Genomic DNA, 15,066 nt, shown 5'->3' with positions numbered 1-15,066 from the left:
AACAATAGCGCCCTGTCGTACGGCTCGCGCCGTGCGGCAAGGGGGCAGAGGTAACCCCTATGCACAAAGTAGCCCTTAACTTCGAAGATGGCGTCACCCGTTTCGTGCAGATGCTGCCGGGCGAGACCGTCGCCGACGCGGCCTACCGCTCAGGTCTCAATATCCCGCTGGATTGCCGCGATGGCGCCTGCGGCACCTGCAAGTGCCACTGCGAATCCGGCGACTACGAAATGGACGGCTACATCGACGACGCCCTGTCGGACAGCGAAGCCGAAGCACGTTACGTCCTGACCTGCAGCATGCGTCCGGAAAGCGACTGCGTGGTCTCGGTGCCGGCCTCCTCGGAGGTCTGCGTCCGCAGCCAGCAGGCGGACGTCCACGGTGAGATCGTGGCGCTGGAGCGGCTGTCCGACTCGACGCTGAGTTTCAGCGTGGCCGGCGACCAGGTCAGGGCCATGCACTTCCTGCCGGGCCAGTACGTAAACGTCCAGATCCCCGGTTCCGACGAAAGCCGCGCCTATTCGTTCAGTTCGCTGGTCGACGCCGGGGCCGAGAGCGTCTCCTTCCTGATCCGCGTGGTGCCGAACGGTCGCATGAGCGGCTATCTGGCCAAGGATGCCGTCATTGGCGACAGGCTGACGCTGCGCGGTCCCTTCGGCAGCTTCTATCTGCGCGATATCCTGCGTCCGGTGCTGATGCTGGCCGGCGGCACGGGGCTGGCGCCGTTTCTGGCGATGCTGGAGAAGATCGAGCGCGACGGCAGCGATCATCCGGTCCATCTGATCTACGGCGTCACCACCGACACCGATCTGGTCGGGCTGGAGAAGCTCGAAGGCTTCGCCGAGCGGATCCCGAATTTCACTTTCTCGGCCTGCGTGGCCGATGAAGACAGCAATTGGCCGCAGAAGGGCTACGTCACCCATCATATGGCGCCGGGGCACCTCAACGACGGCGATGTCGACATCTATCTCTGCGGTCCGCCGCCGATGGTCGAAGCGGTCAGCGCCCATATGAAGGCGCAGCAGATCGAGCCTGCGCACTTCTACTACGAAAAATTTTCCTCGAGCCACTGATCGGGACCGGCCAATGAGCAAACAACGTTTTGACGACAAGGTCACGATCGTGACCGGCGCCGCCCAGGGCATCGGCCGCGCAGTGGCGCTGCGCCTGGCGGACGAGGGCGCGCGCCTGGTACTGGTCGACCTCTCCCCGCTGGTGGAGGAGGTGGCAGCCGAAATCGAGGCCGGCGGGCACGAAAAACCGCTGGTGGTGCTGGCGAACCTGGAGCAGTACGCCGACGCCTGCCGCGCGATGGACAGCGCCGCGACCCGTTTCGGTCGCATCGATGTGCTGATCAACAATGTCGGCGGCACCATCTGGGCCAAGCCGTTCGAACATTACGAGGAGGAGCAGATCGAGGCCGAAGTGCGGCGTTCGCTGTTTCCGACCCTCTGGTGCTGCCACGCGGTGCTGCCGCACATGCTGGAACGGCAGGCGGGCGTCATCGTCAATGTCTCGTCGATCGCGACCCGCAGCCTCAACCGGGTGCCGTACGGCGCGGCCAAGGGCGGTGTCAATGCGTTGACCGCCTGCCTGGCCTGGGAGAACGGCGAGCGCGGCATCCGCGTCAATGCCGTCGCGCCAGGCGGTACCGACGTCGGCGAACGGCGCATCCCGCGCAACAGCAAGCCGATGTCGGAGCAGGAAAAGGGCTGGTACCGGCAGATCGTCGATCAGACCATCGATTCGAGCCTGATGAAACGCTACTGCAGTCCGGACGAGCAGGTCGGCGCCATTCTGTTCCTCGCCTCCGACGAGGCATCCTATATCACCGGCACCACGCTGCCGGTCGGCGGCGGCGACCAGGGATAAGGGCGCCTCTGCAGCCAATCCACCCTCATGTGGGAGCCCACTCTGTGGGCGAACTGCTCGCCCGCCCAGGGCATTCGCCCGGAGACCGGGCTCCCACAGTTCCTGCCTTCGCCCGATTATCCGGAGGAAGCCTGATGCTCAGGGATCTCTCCTTGTCCGCCCTGGTGGCGGGCCTTGTGGCCGTGCTGGTGTCCTATTCGGGCCCGCTGGCCATTTTTTCAGGCGGCGCAGAGCGCCGGTATCTCGCCGCAGATGATGAGTTCCTGGGTCTGGGCCATATCCGTTGGCGCGGCCATCTCCGGTATCGCCCTGAGTCTATGGTTCCGGATTCCGGTCGTGACCGCCTGGTCAGCGCCCGGCACCGTGCTGCTGGTGTCGCTGTTTCCACAGCTGAGCCTCAGCGAGGCGGTCGGGGCCTATATTACCGCCGCAGTGATCATGCTGCTGATCGGCATCACCGGCATTTTCGACCGGGTGGTCGCACTGATTCCCCGCGGCGTTGCCGCCGGCATGATGGCGGGTATCCTGTTCGACTTCGGTCTCGGCGCCTTTCGGACGCTGGAGTCGATACCGTTCGTCGCCTTCAGCATGATCCTGGCCTATCTGCTGCTGAAACAGTTCAGCCGCAGCTATTTTCTGGTGCTGCTTTTCGTCTGTGGCCTGTTGCTGTCAGTCGGCGCGCTGGATGCCCGTCTGAGCAATCTTGAACTGAGGCTGGCGACGCCGGTGTTTATCGCTCCCGAATGGAGCTGGCATGCGACCCTGGGTCTGGCGCTGCCGCTGGTGATGGTGAGTCTGACCGGTCAATTTCTGCCGGGATTCGCGGTGCTCAAGACCTCGGGCTACCCGGTGCACAGCCGTCCCATTGTTAGCTTGTCCAGCCTGGTGTCGATTCCGATGGCACTGTTCGGCGGTATCAGCACGGTGGTGGCGGCCATCACCGCGTCGATCTGCACCGGTACCGATGCTCATCAGGACCCCGGCAGACGCTATATCGCCGGTATCGCCAACGGCGTCTTCTATCTGGTCGGCGGTATTTTCGCCGGCACCATCGTGCTGTTCTTCTCGACCTTCCCCAGGGAAATGGTGGCGATCCTCGCGGGTCTGGCCCTGCTCGGCGCGATCAGCAACAGTCTCAGGGTGGCGATGGAGGATCCTCACCAGCTCGAGGCGGCACTGATCGCCTTTATGGTCACCGCCTCCGGTATCGAGGTGTTCGGTATCGGCTCGGCGTTCTGGGGTGTCGTGATCGGCGGGCTGGCACACTTTACGCTGAATGGCGGTGCCGAGCGCCCGTAGGAGCCTCGCCCCGAGGCCAATGGTGCCTGAATCGGAGATCGTGCCACCTCATTCGCGGCGAGGGCGCGCTTCCTACGGTGGGAGTCCTCACCCGTAGGAGCCTCGCCCCGAGGCGAATGGTGCCTGAATCGGAGATCGTGCCAGGTCATTCGCGGCGAGGGCGCGCTTCCTACGGTGGGAGTCCTCACCCGCAGGAGCCTCGCCCCGAGGCGAATTACCTGCAAAGGATTACAACCGCTCGAAAACCACCGCGATGCCCTGGCCGCCGCCGATGCACATCGTCACCAGGGCATATTTGCCGTTACTGCGGTGCAGTTCGTAGATCGCCTTGGTGGCGATAAAGGCGCCCGAACAGCCGATCGGGTGACCCAGGGCGATGGCACCGCCGTTGGGATTGGTTTTCTCGAGATCGAGCTCCAGCCCCTTGGCGACGGCCAGCGCCTGGGCCGCGAAGGCTTCGTTGGATTCGATCACGTCCATCTGATCCAGCGTCAGGCCGGCTTTTTCAGCGCCAGCCGGGTGGCCGGGACCGGGCCCTCGCCCATGATGTGGTTCGGTACGCCGGCAACGGCGTAGGACACCAGCCGTGCCATCGGCTTCTGGCCCGCCTTCGCGGCGGCATCGGCACTTGCGAGTACCATGAAGGCGGCGCCGTCGTTGAGACCGGAGGCGTTGCCGGCGGTCACGGTGCCGTCCTTCTTGAACGCCGGGCGCATCTTGGCCAGGGTTTCGAGCGTGGTGCCGGGCTTGACGTGCTCGTCGGTGTCGAAGCTGATGTCGCCCTTGCGGGTCTTGAGGGTGATCGGCACGATCTGGGACTTGAAGCGGCCCTCTTCGATCGCCCGTGCGGCGCGACGGTGGGACTCGACGGCGAAGGCGTCCTGCTCCTCGCGGCTGAGGTTCCATTTCTCGGCCAGGTTCTCGGCGGTGATGCCCATATGGCCGACGCCGAAGGGGTCGTTGAGGGTCGCGACCATCATGTCGATCATCGCGGTATCGCCCATGCGCGCACCGGAGCGCATCGCCGGCGACAGGTAGCCGGCGCGGGACATCACCTCGACGCCGCCGCCGATGCCGTAGTCGCAGTCGCCGAGCATGATCGACTGGGAGGTCGAAACGATCGCCTGCAGACCGGAGCTGCACAGGCGGTTGACGGCCATCGCCACCGAGTCCATTGGCAGGCCTGCCTGAATCGACGCGACGCGCGCAACATAGGCGAAACGGGAATCGGTCGGGATACAGTGGCCGGCGGTGACGTAATTGATCCTGTCGGGGTCCACCTCGGAGCGTTCAACCGCCGCTTTCATCACCTGGCCGGCCAGCTCAGCCGGCTCGATCTGGCTGAGACCACCGCCAAAGGTACCGATGGCGGAGCGGGCTGCGCTCAATACAACAACGTCTTGACTCATATAGGGCTCTCCTACTCGTCGTTTCAGCGACCGTCCGGGTCGGGTGGCCACCATTGAATGTGGACTTTCGATCATAAGCCCATTCAATGACGATTGGAGTAGTCCAAATGGATAAAAGGGAAAATACCGGGATCGGGTGTGCACCCGACCCCGGCGGATGCCGTCAGTCGTCGTTGTCAGGCCCACTGGAGAAAGGGTCTGCCAGCAACTCCTGCTGTTCGGCATGCTCGGCGCGGCTGGGGCTGCCCTTGCCCCACAAGTCTCCGCTCTGAGCCCCCAATTCGTCCTCGGCAAGGCGCCGTTCGCAGGGAAGAGTGGGTTCTCTTGCCAAGAACGGCAACACAGTCGAGGGCGAATTGGGGGCTCCTTCGGGCGAGCCGCCAAGGGGCCATCCGCTGTGTTGCATTTTCTCGACATAGGCCCACTATGGCTTCAAAAATGCGTCGTGCGTCTGCCCCCTTGGCAGCTCGCTGAGCGGGATTTGTGGGGCAAGGGCAGCCCTGTGGGCCAGTCCTGTTCAACGTCGTCCGGGGCGGCTCGGTTTTCGTTCTGCATGGGGCTGTCCTCTTGTTATTGGAAGCGGGTAAGGCGCAAGAAACGTAGCCTGGAATGAGCCTGAGGCGAATTCCGGGTCTCGAATACAGGGGGCGTCACCTGTCGGAATTCGCCCCTTCGGGGCATCATTCCAACCTACCTGATTTCATCACCGGCGCGCACGATCTTCAGGGTATTGGTGCCGCCGTGGACATTCAGGTAGTCGCCCTTGGTCATCACTACCCGGTCGCCGTCCTTCACCACGCCGAGTTCGCGCAGGGTGTCGATCGCCAGCTGGTTGATCCGGGCGCTCTCGATCACGCTGGCATCGAACTGCAGCGGGTGCACGCCGCGGTAGAGCGCAACCCGGTTCAGAGTTTCTTCGCCCGGGGTCAGTGCGAAGATCGGCAGTGAAGAGCTCAGCCGCGACATCAGCAGCGGCGTCGCGCCGGTCTCGGTCATGCAGATCAGCGCTTTGACGCCTTCGAGGTGGTTGGCGGCATACATCGCGGCCAGACCGATGGTTTCGTCGATGCGTTCGAAGGTCTGGTCCATGCGATGGCGTGAGCTGCGCATGCTGGGATGCTTTTCGGCGCCGCCGATGACCCTGACCATCGCTTCCACGGCCTCGACCGGGTAGGCGCCGGCGGCTGTTTCGGCGGACAGCATGACCGCATCGGTGCCATCGAACACGGCATTGGCGACGTCGGAGACTTCCGCCCGGGTCGGCATCGGACTCGAGATCATCGATTCCATCATCTGGGTCGCGGTGATCACCACCTTGTTGCGCTTGCGCGCCCGTTCGATGATCTGTTTCTGCACGCCGATCAGTTCGGCATCGCCGATCTCGACGCCCAGGTCCCCGCGTGCCACCATGACGCCGTCCGATGCGTCGATGATGCCGTCGAGCACCTCGCTGCTGCTGACCGCTTCGGCGCGCTCGATCTTGGCGATGATGCCGGCCGTGCCGCCGGCCGCCTGCAGCAGTTCCCGGGCATAGCGGATATCGTCGCCGGAGCGGGGAAGGAGACCGCCAGGTAGTCGACGCCAATCTGCTGCGCTGCCTGGATGTCGCGCTTGTCCTTCTCGGTCAGCGCATCGGCCGACAGGCCGCCACCCTGGCGGTTGATGCCCTTGTTGTTGGACAGGGCGCCGCCGACCTGGACCTGGCAGTGGATTTCCTGGCCGCGGACCTCGTTGACGACGAGCACGACGCGCCCGTCGTCCAGCAGCAGGATATCGCCCGGTGCGCAGTCGATCACCAGCTGCTTGTAGTCGATACCGACGCGTTCGGACGTTCCCTCATCCCGGCCCAGGGCGGCGTCGAGGATAAACGGCTGGCCGACCGCCAGTTCGATCTTGCCGTCGCGGAAGCGGGAGATGCGGATCTTCGGGCCCTGAAGATCGCCGAGGATGGCGACATGGCGCCCTGGACCCGGGCGGCGGCGCGGACTAGCTCTGCACGCTGCACATGTTCGTCGATCGAGCCGTGGGAAAAATTGAGCCGGACCACATCGACGCCGGCCCGCACCAGCCGTTCGATCTGTTCCGGGCTCTCGCTGGCCGGTCCTAGGGTGGCCACTATCTTGGTTCTTCTCATTACAGCACCTGGCATTGGTAGGGGAATAGTTCGATTATCGGAGTTCTGTCGCGCCCAGGCTTCTGGCAGGCGACTGAAAATCGAACGCCGAGACCGCTATTTTTTGTGCAGATGAACAAAGCGGTGGCTTCCGCCGCCGGCTTCCGTCGGGCAACATGTACCTGAGTGAACAGCGAATCGCAGGTTGCCCTCATGTATATCGACCATCATATGGCGCAGAAGATCGTTGACCGGGCGATGAAGATCACCGGCGTCAATGTCAATGTCATGGACCACAAGGGCGTGATCATCGGCTCCGGCGACCCCTCGCGTCTCGATCAGCTGCACGAGGGGGCGCTGAACGTCCTGAGCAGCCAGGGCGAAGTCGATATCGAAGCGGGCCAGGAGACTCAGCTGCAGGGCGTGCGCGGCGGCGTCAATCTGCCGGTCTACAGCCAGGGCGAGATCGTCGGTGTCGTCGGCATCACCGGAGAGCCCGAAGAGGTGCGCAAATTCGCCGATCTGGTGGTGATGACCGCGGAACTGGTGATCGAGCAGGCGGCGCTGACGGCTGAAGTGCAGTGGGACCGGCGCCAGCGCGAGGCGGTACTGCTGCGCCTGATCGAAGGCGGGCGGCCCGATACCCTCTTCGAGGACAGGGTCAGGCGCCTGAATCTGGATCTGAGTCTGCCGCGGGTGGCCGTGGTACTGGAGCTGACGGCCGTGGATAAAGGGGCGGAGCTGCCGCTGGGAGTCCTGCAGCAGGTTCTGGGCGATCTGCAGGCGGGCCATGGCGATGATCTCGGTGCCATCCTGTCGCCGTATCAGCTGGTCCTGCTGAAAGTGGTGGAACCGCTCGAAACCGGCTGGAACCGGGAGCGTTTCAGGCAGCGGCTCGAGTTGCAGTGCCAGGGGCTGATGCAGCGCAAGGATCTGGGGGTACGGATCGGCGTCGGCGACTATTTTCCCCAACCTGACGGCCTTTCGCTCTCGTACCGCAACGCGATCAGGACCCTCGAAGTGGCGCAGTTGCGCGATTCGCCGCGACGGTATTGCGAGGCCGGCGACTTCGCCCTCGATCTGCTGCTGTTCGAAGCCCGCAACAGCTGGGCGGCGACGCACCTGACCGCCATGCTCGGCCGTCTGAAGGCGCAGGATCGACAGGGTGTGCTGGAAAGAACCCTGGAGACCTACCTGGACGAGAACCTGGATTTCGGCCGCACCAGCGAGCGGCTGCATATACACCGCAACACCTTGCGTTACCGTCTCGACAAGATCGGCACGGCGCTCGAAGTCGACCTGGGCCGGTCCGACGATCTGCTGTGCCTGGTGGCGGCACTGCGGCTCAAAGGTTTTCGTGACTAACCCCTAAGGCGGATATTGTGCAATTTGACAAAAGCCGGCCTTCGGTTCGAAAGCGGATTTGTCATCGGGAATAAAGCCGGGGGCACTGCCTGTGCCACCATGGATTCACATCCCACATTGACGGAAGACCGAAAATGAAAATCCTGATTGCACCCGACTCATTCAAGGAAAGCCTCAGTGCCGAGCAGGCGGCCCGGGCCATCGGTCAGGGTTTCCACGCCGTTTATCCCGATGCGGAACTGGTACTGCTGCCGGTGGCGGACGGCGGGGAAGGGACCACCGAAGCGCTGGTTGCCGCCACCGGCGGGGAGTCGTTCACCAACCGCGTCACCGGTCCCATGGGCACCGCCCTCGACGCCACCTGGGGCCGTTTGGGTGACGGCGAAACCGCGGTGATCGAATCGGCCGCGGCATCCGGTCTCGACCTTGTGCCCAATGGTCAGCGCAACCCTGGCTCGCGACCAGTCGCGGCACCGGCGAGCTGATCCGGGCGGCCCTCGATGCCGGGGCCCGGCACATCATCGTCGGTCTCGGTGGCAGCGCCACCAACGATGCCGGCGCCGGCCTGCTGCAGGCGCTTGGCGCCCGGTTGCTGGATGACGAAGGACAGGAGATCCCCGTCGGTGGCGGCGGTCTCGAACGCCTGGCGCGCATCGATCTCGAGGGGCTGGATCCGCGCCTGGCCGAAACCCGCTTCGAGGTCGCCTGCGATGTCGACAACCCCCTCACCGGAGATAACGGTGCCTCGGCTATTTTCGGGCCGCAGAAGGGCGCCGATCCCGCGATGGTGCAGAGACTCGATGCCAACCTGACCCGCTTCGCCCGTGTCGTCGAGGAGACCAACGGCAAGGCAATCAACGACATCCCCGGTGCCGGTGCGGCCGGTGGCCTTGGCGGTGCCTTCCTGGCGTTTTTCAATGCACGGCTGAAAAGCGGCATCGACATCGTGCTCGACGCGGTCGAGATCGATGCGAAACTTGCCGGCGTCGACCTGGTGATCACCGGAGAGGGCCGCATCGACAGCCAGACGGTGCGGGGCAAGACGCCGGTCGGCGTCAGCAAGCGGGCCCAGGCGCAGGGCGTGCCGGTGATCGCGCTGGCCGGCTCCGTGTCCGCCGACTCGGATTGCGTGCACGACTTCGGTATCGATGCGCTGTTCAGCGTCGTGCCGGGCATCGTGACCCTGCCCGAAGCGCTCGAGACCGCCGCCGACAACCTCTACCGCAGCGCGCGCAATATCGCCGCCGTCTGGCGCCTGGCGGAACGACGCTAATAGTCTTCCCAAATTTGTAGGGTGCGGGTGAGCAACGCGAACCGCACTGTAATCCGATGCCAATCGGTGCGCTTCGCTTCCTGGCAATTGCTCCTGCATTGCCAGGATTCATATCCATGGCGATAACCAGCACCCTACGATCCCCCTAAGAACTTACCACTGTCGACTATCCCTTAAGCAGTAGTACCATGGACGCTTTGAAAACAGAGCCGGATAACAGGGCTCTCGGGAGATCGAATGGATGCCAGCCACGAAAACAGGATACTGATACTGGGAGCCGGTCCTGCCGGCGGGGCGGTGGCGCTCGGTCTGCGACGGCTTGGCTATGCCGTTTGCCTGGTCGGCGAGCCGCGGCCCTTTGCGGCGGTGGAGGGTATTTCCGAGCGGGTGGTCGAAGGGCTGCGGCATGCCGGTTTCAGCGAGGCGCTGAAGGCGTTGCCGGCGCCGTCGCCGCGCCGCGTCCACTGGAGCGGCGCCTCCAGCGCGGCGAATACCGAGCGGCTGATCGTGCGCGCCGACCTGGATCGCGGCATTCTCGTCGACCTGGAGCGAGCGGGCGTGGAACTGGTCCGGGGCCGGGTGCGCGGCTACCGCCACGATGAGGACGGCCACCGGGTCGAGGTGCAGACCGATGCCGGGACACGGCAACTGAGCGGCCGGTTCCTCGTCGAGGCGCGGGGGCGGGCGGCACCGGGGGCGGGCCTCGAGCGCCTGCGCGGGCCCGAAACCCTGAGCCTGCTGCAGTACTGGAGCGGACCCGCGATGCAACCCCAGTCGGCAGTGCAGAGTTGCCGGGATGGCTGGGCTGGATGGCCGGCACCCCGGATGGCCGGCGTTACCTGCAGCTGACACTGGACGTCGGCAGTGCCGACCTGCCGCCCAAGGACCAGCTGGTCGAGTACTGCAATGACCGCATCCGGCCGCTGGAGATGGCCGCGCCCTTTATCCGGGACGCCGAGCCGACCGGCGAGCTGCATGCCCGTACCAGCACGCCGATCCTCTGCCGCGAGCCTGCAGGGGACCACTGGATTCGGGTCGGGGACGCGGCCATGGCGGTGGATCCGCTGTCCGGCAACGGCATCTTCCAGTCGCTGTCCAGCGCCCTGCAGGCGCCGGCGGTGATCAATACGCTGTTGCGCCAGCCCGGACGCACAGCCCTGGCCCGGCTGTTCCATCGCGCCCGGGTCGAGGAACTGTTCTTCCGCTTCGCCCGTATCGGCCGGGATTTCTATGCCCAGGAGTCGCAGTTTTCAGCAGAGCCCTTCTGGCAGCAGCGGCGTGACTGGCCGGACCGGGTGCCGATTCATCAGAGCGTCAGGCCCGACCAGGTGCAGATCGCGAAGCGTCCGGTCGTGGAGAACGATCTGATCCGCGAGGCCGAGGTGGTGGTGACGCCGGACCAGCCGCTCGGTGTCTGGCATCTGCAGGGACTGGAGCTGGCGCCGCTGCTGCGTGCGCTGCGCAACGGCGCGGCGAAAGAACATCCGGAACAGATGTTGGCTGCGGCCCTGGGCGACAGGAAGGCGCTGGCGCCGCAGATCCTGATGTGGTTCCGCCACCAGGGCTGGGTCTAAGGAGCCTGTCGGGCTTAACGCTGATCTACTCGGCTCGGGCATCCTGCTTCGCCCTACCTCCTGCATCCATGCAGTCGTGCGGCCAAGCCGAGTTTGGCCAGTTTCCCGATCCTCCTCGTTAAATAGCGCGCTATTCGCCTCGGACGATCAAAAAATCTGACTCATTCAATCGCCGGGAGCTATTGAACGTGCCAACCCCGAAGGGGTGAAGCACATGGATGTGCTAAACAAATCGTCTTGCCCTCGCTACGATCGGATAAGCCCGAAAGGCTCCATCGCCAGAATAATAGAGGATGATATGGTACCCGCTGGCGGATTTTTGCATCCGCACAAGGGGCTCTATAGAATAGCCGTCACTTTCCAGTTGGATGGATTTCCCGTCTTTTATGAGCAGTTCCAGTCACCTGAACGAGCTGGTGCGGCAGTTCTGCCAGCAGCGTCCGATCCGCGCCGGGTCCCTGATCATCACCATTTTCGGCGATGCCATCGTGCCGCGCGGCGGTACCGTCTGGCTCGGCAGCCTGATTCAGGTACTGGAATCCCTTGGCCTCAACCAGCGCCTGGTCCGTACCTCGGTGTTCCGGCTCTGCAAGGAAGAGAACTGGCTCTCGGCGGAGCAGGTGGGTCGGCGGGCCTACTACAGCCTGACACCCCAGGGGCGACGCCGGTTCGACAAGGCGTTCAAGCGGGTCTACGTACCGGTGCTGCCGGAATGGGACGGTTCCTGGTGCCTGGCGGTGCTGTCCCAGCTGTCGACCGAGAAGCGCCAGCAGGTGCGCGACGAGCTGCAGTGGATGGGCTTCGGGCCCTTCTCGCCGACGCTGATGGCGACGCCCCACTGCGACATGATGGAGCTGCGCAACACCCTGCAGGAGCTCGAGGTGCTCGACGATACCATCCTCTTCGAGACCCGGCAGGGCGATCCGCTTTCATCGAAGGCGCTGCGCGAGCAGTGCCGCGAATGCTGGAGCCTCGACCAGATTTCCGACAGCTACCGCCACTTCCTCGACCGCTTCCGCCCGGTCTGGCAGGAGCTCAAGGGCAAGGCCGATCTCGACCCTCAGGAGTGCTTCATCGCCCGTACCCTGCTGATCCACGAATACCGCAAGCTGCTGTTGCGCGATCCCCAGCTGCCGGTCGAGCTGTTGCCGCCGGACTGGAGCGGCGTCGCCGCCCGGCAGCTGTGCCGCAACCTCTACAGCCTGGTCTGCGCCCCGTCCGAGCAGTACATCAGCGAGCAGATGGAAACCGCCGAAGGTCCGCTGCCCGAGCCGTCGCCGTCCTTCTACAAGCGTTTCGGCGGCCTCAAGGTTTGACCCTGTAGGAGCCTCGCCCCGAGGCGAATGAATCTGGCGCCATGGTTTCTCGCACCGGGCGTGCCCTTTGGATACGAGGCCCCACGATTTTCAATCGACCGATTCCTCGACCAGCGCGATCATATTGCCGAGCGTCGGCGAGTCGTTTTCGGTACGCCAGGCGAACCAGAGCGGCATCTCGCAGGCGTCGAGCTCCGCCAGTCGCAGAAACCTGACGCCCGGCACGAAAGAGCTGCTGCCTGCCGCGGCCGGGACGATGGCGATACCGAGGCCCGCGGCCACCATGCTCAGGATGGCGATGTTGTCGGCACCGTACTGGACGACCCTGGGCTTGAAATCGTGGCGCTGGAAGTGGGCCTGCATGCGATCGTAGTAGCCGGGGGAGGCGCTGCGAAAGCCCCAGACGAAGTCCTCGTCGTTGAGCTCGGCGAGGCGCGAAGGCGGGGATTCGGTCAGCGGTGACGAGGCCGGGACCGCCAGGATCAGATGATCGCGGTGCAGCAGCCGGGTCGAGAGCCCTGCCGGCGTTTCGTCGCCGAGGTAGAGGATGCCGGCGTCGAGCTTGCCCTGCTGCAGCCGTTCGAGCTGCGGACCCGACAAGAGCGGAAACACCTCGAAGGCGACCCCGGCGTAGCGACTGCGAAAGTCATGGAGCAATTTTGCCACCATCGGTACCCAGAGGTGGGTGACGGTGATCCCCAGGCTCAGCTTGCCGCTGAGCCCGCTGCCCAGTGCTGCCAGCCGTGCCATCACCTGGTTGCGGCGATTCAGCAGGTCCTGGGCCTCCTGGTACAGGGTCTGACCGGCCAGGGTCAGTTGCATCCCCTGCGCATGCCGAACGAAGAGGGTGGTGCCCAGCGATTCTTCCAGCAGCTTGATCTGGCGGGTCAGGGCGGGCTGGGCGATGTGCACCCGCCGGCTGGCGCCGGATACCGAGCCTTCCTCCACCACGGCCACGAAATACTGCAGTTGTCTGAATTCCATGGGTATACCAAAAAAGTATCGAGAGGATATTAAATATATATTTCTACGATGGTTGTAAATGATTCATAGTGATTCTGCACCAGACAACAACAACAACTCGCTGCCGGCAGCGGGACCCGATTCTTGCCATTGCCCTGAACCGACCCACCTGCAAGTCTCGCCGCGCGCGAGTATGGAGCCGACTTATGAGCAAGACCTACCATTTCCTGGTCGGTTTGCATTTCGCAGTCTGCACCCTGGCCATGATCTGGCCGGGTGCGCTGATCGCAAACCGTATCGAACCTACCGTGCTCGGCATGCCGTTTCTGATGTTCTGGTACACCCTCTGGATGGGCGTACTGTTCGTCGGCACCTGGATCGCCTATGTCGTTCGCCACGGAGGTGACCGCCATGAATGATGCGATCGTCGTGACCGGCATTACCCTGGTCTATCTGGTGGCCGTACTCTGGCTCGGTCTGCGGGCCCGTTCGCAGAGCGGCTCCAGCCTCGAAGGCTACGTCGCCGGCGGGCGCCATGTCGGGGTGGTGATCCTGTTCTTCATCCTCGGTGCCGAAATCTTCTCCGCCTTCGCCTTTCTCGGGGCGCCCGGCTGGGCCTACAAGCACGGCTCGCCGGCGTTCTACATTCTCGCCTACCTGTCGCTGGTGCCGATCGTGATCTGGGCCATGGGACCGCGCGTCTGCGAGCTCGGGCGCAAAAAAGGCTACCTGACGCAGGGCGACATGCTGGCCGATCACTACGACAGCAAACCCTGGGCGTCCTCGCCGGAGCGATCGGCGTGCTCGCACTGGTACCCTACCTGACCATCCAGATCGCCGGTGCGGGCCTGCTGTTCCAGGCCGCCACCGACGGCCTGGTGCCGTTCTGGCTCGGAGCACTGCTGGCGATGCTGGTCACCACCGCCTACGTGTTCTGCAGCGGTCTGAGCGGTATCGGCTGGACCAACCTGATGCAGGGCATCATGATGATCGCCATTGCCTGGTTCCTGGGGCTCGCGATTCCCGAGCGCCTGTACGGCGGTGTCGGCGAAATGTTCTCGCAGATCCAGCTGGATATGCCCGAGTACCTGACGATGCCCGGTGCCACCGGCATGGGCTGGGGGCCTTCAGTACCGCCATCCTGATCAGTGCCTTCGGCGGCGCCATGTGGCCGCACCTGTTCATGAAGTTCTATTCCGCCGACAGCGGCCGCTCGTTGCGTCGCGTCAGCGTGCTCTATCCGCTCTATGCCTACCTGCTGGTGCCGCTGCTGTTCATCGGCTTCGCCGGAATCCTGGCATTCGCCGACTCGCCGCTGGAACGCCCGGATACCGTGCTGCTGAAGCTGGTCATGGAGGTCGCGGACTTCTCGCCCTGGATCATCGGCCTGATGCTCTCCGGTGCCCTGGCGGCGGCGATGTCGACCGGCGCCAACCTGGCCCATACCGCGGGCGTGGTGCTGGTGCGGGATATCTTCGGTGCCACCTGCATGCGCCGGGCCAGTGACGAGACGGCCGTCAAGGTCACGCGCTGGAGCGTGGTCGGGTTGTCGCTGCTGGCCTACGGGATCGCGCTGCTCAACCCGTCGTCGCTGGTGATGCTGCTGCTCGGGGCCTACGGCCTGATCGTGCAGCTGATGCCGATGGCACTCGGTGCGCTCTTCTTCCGACAGCTCAAGCGCCACAGCGTGATGGCCGGCGCCGCGATTGGCAGCCTGCTGTTCCTGCTGTTCCAGTTCGCGGTCGACTCGCCTCTGGGCTGGCATGCCGGTGTCTGGGGGCTGCTCGCGAACGTCGCGGTCGTCGCCCTGCTGCAGATGGCATTGGCAAAAAAGTCGGCGGCCCGCGAGGCCGCCGCCTGAACAACACCGGACACCCAGAAT

General features: G+C 64.4%; 10 protein-coding genes and 4 pseudogenes. 11 read left to right on the top strand and 3 right to left on the bottom strand.

What is annotated here, in order from left to right; all coding sequences use genetic code 11:
* The first annotated feature begins 59 nt into the window (after nucleotides 1–59).
* From benC to ACFQDL_RS00625, 3 genes are all read left to right on the top strand, one after another.
* Nucleotides 60–1,073 carry a benzoate 1,2-dioxygenase electron transfer component BenC gene (gene benC, locus ACFQDL_RS00635; protein ID WP_379907342.1) on the top strand — a complete coding sequence of 338 codons (1,014 nt, stop codon included), beginning with the start codon at nucleotides 60–62 and terminating at the stop codon, nucleotides 1,071–1,073.
* Nucleotides 1,074–1,086: 13 nt separating this feature from the next.
* Complete coding sequence (locus ACFQDL_RS00630; protein ID WP_379907341.1) at nucleotides 1,087–1,872, top strand: 1,6-dihydroxycyclohexa-2,4-diene-1-carboxylate dehydrogenase; 786 nt, start codon at nucleotides 1,087–1,089, stop codon at nucleotides 1,870–1,872.
* A 252-nt stretch (nucleotides 1,873–2,124) separates the two neighbouring features.
* Nucleotides 2,125–3,171 carry a benzoate/H(+) symporter BenE family transporter gene (locus tag ACFQDL_RS00625; RefSeq protein ID WP_379907340.1) on the top strand — a complete coding sequence of 349 codons (1,047 nt, stop codon included), beginning with the start codon at nucleotides 2,125–2,127 and terminating at the stop codon, nucleotides 3,169–3,171.
* Between the two features lie 228 nt (nucleotides 3,172–3,399).
* Here the strand turns inward: ACFQDL_RS00625 and ACFQDL_RS00620 are convergent.
* Nucleotides 3,400–4,580: pseudogene (locus tag ACFQDL_RS00620) on the bottom strand (acetyl-CoA C-acyltransferase family protein).
* Nucleotides 4,581–5,270: 690 nt separating this feature from the next.
* Nucleotides 5,271–6,714: pseudogene (gene pyk, locus ACFQDL_RS00615) on the bottom strand (pyruvate kinase).
* 192 nt (nucleotides 6,715–6,906) lie between these two features.
* On the opposite strand from pyk, the gene ACFQDL_RS00610 reads away from it, so the two are divergent.
* The 5 genes and pseudogenes from ACFQDL_RS00610 to paaX all read left to right on the top strand — a co-directional run bounded on the left by ACFQDL_RS00610 (nucleotide 6,907) and on the right by paaX (nucleotide 12,221).
* Entirely contained in the window at nucleotides 6,907–8,058 is a 1,152-nt protein-coding gene (locus tag ACFQDL_RS00610) for a sugar diacid recognition domain-containing protein (protein WP_379907339.1), read from the top strand.
* 134 nt (nucleotides 8,059–8,192) lie between these two features.
* Nucleotides 8,193–9,331: pseudogene (locus ACFQDL_RS00605) on the top strand (glycerate kinase).
* Nucleotides 9,332–9,568: 237 nt separating this feature from the next.
* A complete protein-coding gene (locus ACFQDL_RS00600) occupies nucleotides 9,569–10,180 on the top strand; it encodes an NAD(P)/FAD-dependent oxidoreductase (RefSeq protein ID WP_379907338.1) in 612 nt (203 codons plus the stop codon).
* Nucleotides 10,078–10,905: a flavin-dependent monooxygenase QhpG gene (gene qhpG, locus ACFQDL_RS00595; RefSeq protein WP_465264007.1), complete on the top strand. Its 828-nt coding sequence runs from the start codon at nucleotides 10,078–10,080 to the stop codon at nucleotides 10,903–10,905. Before ACFQDL_RS00600 ends, qhpG begins: the two co-directional genes overlap by 103 nt.
* A 386-nt stretch (nucleotides 10,906–11,291) precedes the next feature.
* Nucleotides 11,292–12,221 (top strand): phenylacetic acid degradation operon negative regulatory protein PaaX, encoded by a 930-nt coding sequence (gene paaX, locus ACFQDL_RS00590; protein WP_379907336.1) that lies wholly within the window; start codon nucleotides 11,292–11,294, stop codon nucleotides 12,219–12,221.
* A 90-nt stretch (nucleotides 12,222–12,311) separates the two neighbouring features.
* Here the strand turns inward: paaX and ACFQDL_RS00585 are convergent, their stop codons facing one another.
* Entirely contained in the window at nucleotides 12,312–13,205 is an 894-nt protein-coding gene (locus ACFQDL_RS00585; protein ID WP_379907335.1) for a LysR family transcriptional regulator, read from the bottom strand.
* Between the two features lie 185 nt (nucleotides 13,206–13,390).
* Here ACFQDL_RS00585 and ACFQDL_RS00580 point away from each other — a divergent pair, with 185 nt between their 5' ends.
* The 3 genes and pseudogenes from ACFQDL_RS00580 to ACFQDL_RS00570 all read left to right on the top strand — a co-directional run bounded on the left by ACFQDL_RS00580 (nucleotide 13,391) and on the right by ACFQDL_RS00570 (nucleotide 15,045).
* Nucleotides 13,391–13,603: a hypothetical protein gene (locus ACFQDL_RS00580; protein WP_379907334.1), complete on the top strand. Its 213-nt coding sequence runs from the start codon at nucleotides 13,391–13,393 to the stop codon at nucleotides 13,601–13,603.
* A pseudogene (locus ACFQDL_RS00575) lies at nucleotides 13,569–14,329 on the top strand (sodium:solute symporter family transporter). Before ACFQDL_RS00580 ends, ACFQDL_RS00575 begins: the two are co-directional and overlap by 35 nt.
* Before the next feature lie 38 nt (nucleotides 14,330–14,367).
* Complete coding sequence (locus ACFQDL_RS00570; RefSeq protein ID WP_379907333.1) at nucleotides 14,368–15,045, top strand: sodium:solute symporter family transporter; 678 nt, start codon at nucleotides 14,368–14,370, stop codon at nucleotides 15,043–15,045.
* The last annotated feature ends 21 nt before the right edge of the window (nucleotides 15,046–15,066 follow it).

It is taken from the genome of Marinobacterium aestuariivivens, assembly GCF_042661465.1.
Classification (GTDB): domain Bacteria; phylum Pseudomonadota; class Gammaproteobacteria; order Pseudomonadales; family Balneatricaceae; genus Marinobacterium_A; species Marinobacterium_A aestuariivivens.
This window is presented reverse-complemented; position numbering and strand designations above follow the sequence as displayed.

Excerpts from the sequence above, each read along its gene's own strand:
- benC (WP_379907342.1), top strand. The coding sequence starts at position 60 with ATGCACAAAGTAGCCCTTAACTTCGAAGATGGCGTCACCCGTTTCGTG.
- ACFQDL_RS00630 (WP_379907341.1), top strand. The coding sequence starts at position 1,087 with ATGAGCAAACAACGTTTTGACGACAAGGTCACGATCGTGACCGGCGCC.
- ACFQDL_RS00625 (WP_379907340.1), top strand. The coding sequence starts at position 2,125 with ATGATGAGTTCCTGGGTCTGGGCCATATCCGTTGGCGCGGCCATCTCC.
- ACFQDL_RS00610 (WP_379907339.1), top strand. The coding sequence starts at position 6,907 with ATGTATATCGACCATCATATGGCGCAGAAGATCGTTGACCGGGCGATG.
- ACFQDL_RS00600 (WP_379907338.1), top strand. The coding sequence starts at position 9,569 with ATGGATGCCAGCCACGAAAACAGGATACTGATACTGGGAGCCGGTCCT.
- paaX (WP_379907336.1), top strand. The coding sequence starts at position 11,292 with ATGAGCAGTTCCAGTCACCTGAACGAGCTGGTGCGGCAGTTCTGCCAG.
- ACFQDL_RS00585 (WP_379907335.1), bottom strand. The coding sequence starts at position 13,205 with ATGGAATTCAGACAACTGCAGTATTTCGTGGCCGTGGTGGAGGAAGGC.
- ACFQDL_RS00580 (WP_379907334.1), top strand. The coding sequence starts at position 13,391 with ATGAGCAAGACCTACCATTTCCTGGTCGGTTTGCATTTCGCAGTCTGC.
- ACFQDL_RS00570 (WP_379907333.1), top strand. The coding sequence starts at position 14,368 with ATGAAGTTCTATTCCGCCGACAGCGGCCGCTCGTTGCGTCGCGTCAGC.